Annotated in this window: 7 protein-coding genes and 1 rRNA gene; 3 read left to right on the forward strand and 5 right to left on the reverse strand. The window is 66.6% G+C overall.

Annotated features, from left to right (window positions below):
* Nucleotides 1-15: 15 nt before the first annotated feature.
* The 4 genes from tatC to BW38_RS04030 all read right to left on the reverse strand — a co-directional run bounded on the left by tatC (nt 16) and on the right by BW38_RS04030 (nt 2,443).
* Complete coding sequence (gene tatC / locus BW38_RS04045) at nt 16-765, reverse strand: twin-arginine translocase subunit TatC (protein ID WP_025878764.1); 750 nt, start codon at nt 763-765, stop codon at nt 16-18.
* Entirely contained in the window at nt 762-1,235 is a 474-nt protein-coding gene (gene tatB / locus BW38_RS04040) for a Sec-independent protein translocase protein TatB (protein WP_032977537.1), read from the reverse strand. Before tatB ends, tatC begins: the two co-directional genes overlap by 4 nt.
* A 15-nt stretch (nt 1,236-1,250) precedes the next feature.
* Complete coding sequence (tatA, locus tag BW38_RS04035) at nt 1,251-1,478, reverse strand: Sec-independent protein translocase subunit TatA (protein ID WP_025878762.1); 228 nt, start codon at nt 1,476-1,478, stop codon at nt 1,251-1,253.
* 74 nt (nt 1,479-1,552) lie between these two features.
* Complete coding sequence (locus BW38_RS04030) at nt 1,553-2,443, reverse strand: YSC84-related protein (RefSeq protein ID WP_025878761.1); 891 nt, start codon at nt 2,441-2,443, stop codon at nt 1,553-1,555.
* A 166-nt stretch (nt 2,444-2,609) separates the two neighbouring features.
* On the opposite strand from BW38_RS04030, the gene hemH reads away from it, so the two are divergent.
* The 3 genes from hemH (at nt 2,610) to BW38_RS04015 (ending at nt 6,814) form a co-directional block, all read left to right on the forward strand.
* A complete protein-coding gene (gene hemH / locus BW38_RS04025; protein WP_032977539.1) occupies nt 2,610-3,572 on the forward strand; it encodes a ferrochelatase in 963 nt (320 codons plus the stop codon).
* Nucleotides 3,569-4,426 carry an alpha/beta hydrolase gene (locus BW38_RS04020; protein ID WP_032977541.1) on the forward strand — a complete coding sequence of 286 codons (858 nt, stop codon included), beginning with the start codon at nt 3,569-3,571 and terminating at the stop codon, nt 4,424-4,426. The genes hemH and BW38_RS04020 overlap by 4 nt, the downstream gene beginning before the upstream one ends.
* A 291-nt stretch (nt 4,427-4,717) precedes the next feature.
* Entirely contained in the window at nt 4,718-6,814 is a 2,097-nt protein-coding gene (locus tag BW38_RS04015) for a methyl-accepting chemotaxis protein (RefSeq protein WP_032977543.1), read from the forward strand.
* Nucleotides 6,815-7,204: 390 nt separating this feature from the next.
* Here BW38_RS04015 and rrf read toward each other — a convergent pair.
* Nucleotides 7,205-7,319 (reverse strand): 5S ribosomal RNA (gene rrf / locus BW38_RS04010).
* Between the last annotated feature and the right edge of the window lie 3 nt (nt 7,320-7,322).

The raw sequence follows: 7,322 nt of genomic DNA on the forward strand, positions 1-7,322 counted from the left end.
CGGCGCTACCGGGGATCAGGCCGCAGGCTTCTTGACCACCGAAGACGGCACCAGCCAGCGCGCGGCGTGGATGCCCAGTTCGTACAGCAGGCACATCGGGATCGCCAGCATCAGCTGCGACACCACGTCCGGCGGAGTCAGGATCGCAGCGAGCACGAAGATGCCGACGATCGCGTAACCGCGTCCTTCCTTGAACTGCTGCGGCGTGATCCAGCCCAGCAGCACCAGGATCACCATCGCCACCGGCAGCTCGAAGCTGCCGCCGAAGGCGAAGAAGATCGCCAGCACGAAATCCAGGTAGGCGTTCGCATCCGGCGTGATCGCGATCACTTCCGGGCTGAAGGTGGTGAGGAAGTGGAAGACCGCCGGCAGCACCAGGAAATAGGCAAAGGCGCAGCCGGTGTAGAACAGCAGCACCGAGGAGACCAGCAACGGCATCGCGAGGCGCTTCTCACGTGCATACAGGCCCGGCGCGACGAAGGCCCACAGCTGGTACAGCAGCCATGGCACGGCCACGAACAGGGCCACGAAGAACGTCAGCTTCAACGGCGCGAAGAAGGCGCCGGCCGGGTTGGTGGCGATCATCGTCTGCCCATTGGGCAACTGCGAGATCAGCGGCTCGGCCAGTGCGTTGTAAAGCTTCTGGGTAAACGGCAGCAGGCCCAGCAGCACAACGCCCAGCCCCAGCAGCGCACGCACCAGGCGCGAGCGCAGTTCAACCAAGTGTTCCACCAGCGAACTTTCGCCGAAGTCGTGTTCGCTCATGACGGGCGCTCCGTGCGCGCGGGCGTTTCGGTCGCGGTATCAGCAACGGCATTGCCCGCAGCTTCAGCGGTGGCGGGCGTAATGGCTGCACCTTCAGTCGACGCCACCTCCGGCTCGGGCGCATCCGCCAGATGTGGGGGCTGTTCGGCCGGGGCCGGTGCACGCACCTGCTGCGCCAGTGTGTCGCTGTGCTGTTGCATCTGCTCGGCTTCGCGGCGCATGGCTTCGCCGCTGGCACGCAGCTGGTTCTCGGTGTCCTGCATGCCCTGGCGCACGTCCTGCATCTGCCGCTTGATGTCTTCGGCCTGCAGTTCGCGTTCCAGTTCCTGCTTGACCGAATCCCATTGATTGCGCGCGCGGCGTACCCACAGCCCGGCGAAGCGGGCCGCCTTGGGCAGGCGCTCAGGTCCGAGCACCACCAAGGCGACAACCGCGATCACCAGCAGTTCGCTGAAGCCGATATCAAACACCGCAACCGCTCCGGATCAACGCGGCTTGCGGTCGTGCTCGTCCTGCGCGGTGCGCGAGGCGTCCTGGCTGCGCGACTCGTCGCCCAACTGCGCGTTCGGCTTGTCGTCGTCGTGCATGCCCTTCTTGAATTCCTTGACCGCCGAGCCGAGGTCCTTGGCACCACTGGTCAGGCGCTTGGTGCCGAACACCAGCAGGACGATGGCGAGCACGACCAACCAATGCCAGATGCTGAAACTGCCCATAAGTCGCTCGTTACGTTAGTGATCAGATTGCCGAGCATAGCGCACCGGCTGTTAGCCGGCGCGCGTGACGAAAGTCAGTTGTTGCCCAGTGTTTCAGTGCGGATTTCACCGTCGTTGACCGGCTGGAAACCCTGCTGGGCCGGCGGCGGGGTCTGCGGCACGGCCTGCAGCGGCGCCGTGGTCGCTTCAGCAGGTGCCGCCGGCGCTGCCTGAACAGGCTGCGGGGCAGGCGCTGCAGCAGCCGCCGGACGCGGTGCGTCATTGCCACCATTGCGGTTGTTGCGCGCCGCGTAGGTGGCCTCTTCCAGGCGATCACGGAAAGCGACCACATCCATTGAAGGCGAGCCAGCCGCGCGGCCCTCGAAGATCATCCGCGGGGTGGTGTTGCTGCCGTAGGCGTCAAGGTTGGCAGCATCGTCGATCTGCAGGATCGCACCATCCAGGGCCACGCCAGCGAACAGGCCGCGGGCGCGCGACCACGACCAGATCTCGGCCTTCAGCTGGCCATCGGTGGCGGCGGCGGCATTGCGGCCGACCGGACCGGCGGCCACACCGGCATCGGCGCCGAGGGTGAACTTGCCGTTGACGAGGTTGTCCAGGCTGCGGTCGTTGCGGAACACCAGCACAACGTCGGAGGACTGCACACCGGCCTGGAAGCCGATGCTGCCGCCGGTGAGCTTGATGAATACCGGGTTGGACCACGCACCATTGGGCATGCGCACCGACATCAGGCCGTGGCCACGACGGCCGCCGATCACCAGACCGGCCTTGATCGTGTCGGGAATGACGATGACCGCGCGGCCTTCGTCGAGCAATTTGTCCGGAATGCCCTGTTCAGGGATTCCCTGGATTTCAGCCAGTACACGCACCGCGTTGCGGGCGCGCTGGTCTTCCTGCGGTCCGGCCATGGCCTGGCTGGACAGCAGGCTGGCGGCGATCAGCAGGGCTTGGATCGGGCGACGCATGGCAGGCTCCAGAAGTCAGTCCATAGGAAGATATAGCAAGTGACTGAAATTAGTAGTGTTGTGATGAATCCCCAATGAGCGTTGCCTGCTCATATTGGCCTCATCGATGACATCCATCCGAACCCTGCATGCCGACGTGACGATGGAATCGGCGACAATACCGCCCATGCTCGACGCACCCGATACCGCCGTACTGGCGGTCAACCTAGGCACGCCCGAGACGCCGACGGCCCCCGCCGTTCGCCGTTATCTGGCCGAATTCCTGTCCGACCGGCGCGTGGTCTCGCTGCCGGCACTGCTGTGGCAGCCCTTGCTGCGCGGTCTGATACTACCGCTGCGCAGCAGCCGTTCAGCCGCCAAGTACGCCCAGGTGTGGCTGCCGGAAGGCTCGCCGCTGATGGTCCACACCCGCCAGTTGGCGCAGGCGATGCAAGCATTGCTGCCGACGCTGCGCGTACGCCACGCGATGCGCTACGGCGAACCCGCGCTCACCACCGAACTGGATCGGCTGGCCACCGAGGGCGTGCGCCGCATCGTGGTATTGCCGCTGTATCCGCAGTATTCGACCACCACCACGGCCTCGGTCGAGGATCGTGTGGATGCCTGGCAGCGCAGGAACCCACAGGTCACCGTCAGCCTGGTGCAGGACTATTCGATCGATCCGGACTGGGTCGCCGCCGTTGCCGGCTCGATCCAGCGCTACTGGCAGCAGCAGGGTCGCGGCCAGAAGCTGATGTTCTCCTTCCATGGCATTCCGCAGCGCCTTGCCGATGCCGGCGATCCCTATCCGCAGCGCTGCGAGGCCAGTGCGCGCGCGATCGCCGCAGCACTGGGCCTGGGCGCGGACGACTGGCAGATGGGTTACCAGTCGCGCTTCGGCCGCGAACGCTGGCTGCAGCCCTACGCCGAGCCCAGCCTGTGGGAGCTGGCCGAAGCGGGGGTGAAACAGATCGACGTCGTCTGCCCCGGGTTTGCCACCGACTGCCTGGAAACACTGGAAGAAGTCGCCATGGGCTTCACCGAAACACTGGCCGAGCGCGGCGCACAGATGCGCTATATCCCCTGCCTCAACGCCGCACCGGATCACGCCCGCGCACTGGCTCGGCTGGCCGTGGCGTCGCTGGCATGAGCCTGCAGCCGTTTGAGCTGCAGGTCGCGGGCGTCCGTGTCGCCGGCCTGCGCCGGCCGGGTGAGGGTCCGCGGGCGCTGGCCCTGCACGGCTGGCTCGACAATGCGGCCAGCTTCGTTCCGCTGGCGCCGCATCTGCCGCACCTGGACCTGGTGGCGATCGATCTGCCCGGGCACGGCCACAGCGCGCATCTGCCGATCGGGGCGGTGTACACCACGCCAGCAGCAATCACCCATGTCCTCGATGTCGCCGATGCACTGGGCTGGGACCGGTTCACCCTGATCGGCCATTCGATGGGTGCCGGCATCGCCAGCCTCGCCGCAGCGGTCAGTGATCGCATCGAACGGCTGGTCGCCATCGAGGCACTCGGCGGCCTGCGCGGGCCGGAGGAAGAAACTGCCAGCCGCCTGCGCGAGCACGTCGACGCCACCCGAGCACTGGCACGCAAGCAGCTGCGCGTGTTCCCGGATCTGGCTGCACCGATCCGGGCGCGGATGATGACCAACCAGCTCAGCGAAGGCTGCGCACGCCTGCTGGTCGAACGCGGTGTCGAGCCGGTCGAAGGCGGCTATCGCTGGTGCAGCGATCCGCGCCTGATGCTGCCCACCGCGATCCGCCTCAGCGAAGGCCAGATCGACAACCTGCTGCAGGCCATCACCTGTCCTACCCAGGTGATCTATGCCACGCCTGCACAGTCGTATTATCCCGAGCCGATGCGCAGCGAGCGCCTGCAGCATCTGCGTGATGGCCGCCTGGCGGTATTCCCCGGCAACCATCACCTGCACATGGAACACCCGGCGCGTATTGCCGCCGTCATCGATGCGTTCCTGAGCGAAAACGCCAACGCACGCTGACCATCGTCGGCCGCGCGCACTTCACTCTGCGCCAGTGCGGCCGATAGAACGGTAGTGGGCCCCTGCGTCCACAGCACGCAGGCCCTTTGTGCCTGCGGCTCGTTCCTGGTTCTGCAAGGAAGACCGCATGTCCCGTCTGCTGCACCGTCATCCACAGGATGTGGTCACGGTGTCCGTCCTCCGCGTCGCTGCCTGCGCCGCATTCCCCGAATTCCCCGACCGTGCCGTCGTTGCGCTCATCCGCGCAGGGCGTTGCAGGGTCGCTGCCGTCCGTTGATCCAGGAGTTGCCGATGTCCATTGCGTCCTCCCGCCCGCCCGACCAGGGCCGTGTCCCTTATCTGCAACAGCTGGCACAGCGGGGCGATCGTCGCCTGCTGCTGGGCAGCGTGGTATTCGCAGCGATCGGCCTTGTGCTTGCCGTGCGCGGCACGTCGCTGCCCGCTGCGAGCGCCGTTGCCGCCGCGGTACTGCCAGCCGCCTGGCTGGGCTGGCGCCAGGCCGGCCATGCGCTCGCGCGCAACGGCCTGGCCGTATTGCTTTCACTGCAGTTGAGCCTGCTCTGCCATATCAGCGGATTGAATGCCGCATTGCCCATCGCGCTGCTGCTGGGCGTGCTGCTCATCCAGCGTGACCGCATGCCGTTGTGGCTGGCCGGCGCCGTGGGTGTCAGTGCGTTGCTGGCGCCGTTGCTTGATGGGGCGGCCGTCCTGCCGCCGCTGTTGAATGCCATGGCCCTGGCGGTGCTGACGCTGGTGCTGGGCCAGACCGCCGCGCGCCTGCGCCAACAGAGCGAAGCGCTGGGTCACGGACCGCACCGCCTGGCGGCATTGGCACGCGACATTGCCACGGGCGCCGACCTCGGCGCACACAGCGATGCACGCAACTACGCACCCGGTTCACTGGCCCACGCGCTGGCCGATACCGCACGCCATGTGCAGGCGCAGCGCGGCCGCGAGGCCGAAGCACATGCCGAGAACGCGCAGATCCGCCAGGCACTGGATGCCTCGCGCACGGCGATGATGATCGCCGACAACGATCACGTCATCCGCTACGTCAACCGCTCGGTGGTGGCGCTGCTGCGCAACCAGCAGGCCACGCTGCGCCAGGCCTTCCCCGATTTCGACGCCGAGCGGCTGGTCGGCAGCAGCATCCATCGCTTCCATGCCAACCCTGACCGCATCCGCGGCATCCTCAATGGGCTGCAGGCGACACACAACGGCAAGGTGCGGATCGGGCCGGTGCACTTCGCCCAGGTCGTCACCCCGGTGTTCGACGCACAGGGCGCGCGCCTGGGTTTTGCGGTGGAATGGCATGACCGTACCCACGAACTGACGCTGGAGAATGCCGTCGCCGGGATTGTCGATGCCGCCGCGCAGGGTGATCTGGAACAGCGCCTGCAGGCCAGCGAAGGCGCCAGCTTCCTCGACGGCCTGACCGGGGGCATCAACCAGCTGCTGGACACACTGGGCAGCACGGTCGACGAAGTGCGGCAGATGCTTTCGGCGATGGCCAACGGCGATCTCGACCGTCGCATGCAGGGCGAATACCACGGCGCGTTCGCCGCCATCCAGCGCGATGCCAACGCCACCGCCGGCCAGCTGGCGCGCATGGTCGGCCACATCCAGCACTGCGCCACCACCATCAGCACGGCCGCCAGCGAAATCGCCGCCGGCAACGGCGCGCTGTCCGAGCGCAGCGAGCGACAGGCCGCTCATCTACAGGAAACGGCCGCCTCGATGGAGGAGCTGACCGCCACCGTGCGCCAGAACGCAGCGCATGCGCGCCAGGCCAGCGAGCTGGCCGCCTCCACCCAGGGCGCAGCAAGTGATGGCAACCACGCCATGCAGCGGGTGGTCGACACCATGCAGGCCATCGAGGGCGCGTCGAAGCGGATCGGCGACATTACCGGCGTGATCGACGGCATTGCCTTCCAGACCAACATCCTCGCGCTCAACGCAGCGGTTGAAGCGGCACGCGCCGGCGAACAGGGACGCGGGTTCGCGGTCGTCGCCAGCGAGGTCCGTGTGCTCGCACAGCGATCGGCGGCGGCGGCCCAGGAGATCAAGGTCCTCATCGACGAGGCAGGACGTCAGGTCGGCGAGGGCGCCCAGTTGGTGGCCGATGCCGGACAGCGCATGCAGGGCATCGTCGGCGGCGTGGAGAACGTAAGCCACCTGATGCGCGAGATCTCAGCGGCGTCACAGGAGCAGTCCTCCGGTATCGAGCAGATCAACCAGACGGTGGTGCAGATGGACCAGGCCACGCAGCAGAATGCGGCGCTGGTGGAAGAAGCCACTGCGGCGGCACGTGAACTGCAATCGCAGGCCGGTGCACTGAACCAGGCGGTATCGGTGTTCCGCCGGCGCGAGGCCGCGTTGATCGACTGATCCGGGCCTGCGTCTGCTGCGTGGAAGGCGGCGCCCGCAGGGCGCCGCCTTTTTTGTTGGGCGCAGTTCCCGGCGGGGTTGTTTGACTCAACGGGTACGAAGGTGGCCCGTTCGAGGCTGCATGCGACACGATGATAAGTAAGAAGGCCAGAGCACCTGCCGCTGCGGCGGAGTATGTCCGCCAGCTGCTGTGCTCCACATAATGCGGCACTCGCTGGGCGCCGCATCTACGCGTGGGTATTGAGTTCCGGTAGTGCCGGCCGCTGGCCGGCAACCTCATGAACATCACGCGGCTGCACGTGGTTGCCCGCCAGCGGCCAGCACTACCCTTGGTTTCCCGCGCACAAAGAAAAACCCCGCTGCATGAGCAGCGGGGTTTTGGGGTATAAACCCTGGCGATGACCTACTCTCGCATGGCTTAGGCCACACTACCATCGGCGCAGCTACGTTTCACTTCCGAGTTCGGGATGGGATCGGGTGGTTCCATAGCGCTAATTTCACCAGGGAG

This window comes from Stenotrophomonas sp. RIT309, from assembly GCF_000632045.1.
Classification (GTDB): Bacteria; Pseudomonadota; Gammaproteobacteria; order Xanthomonadales; family Xanthomonadaceae; genus Stenotrophomonas; species Stenotrophomonas indicatrix.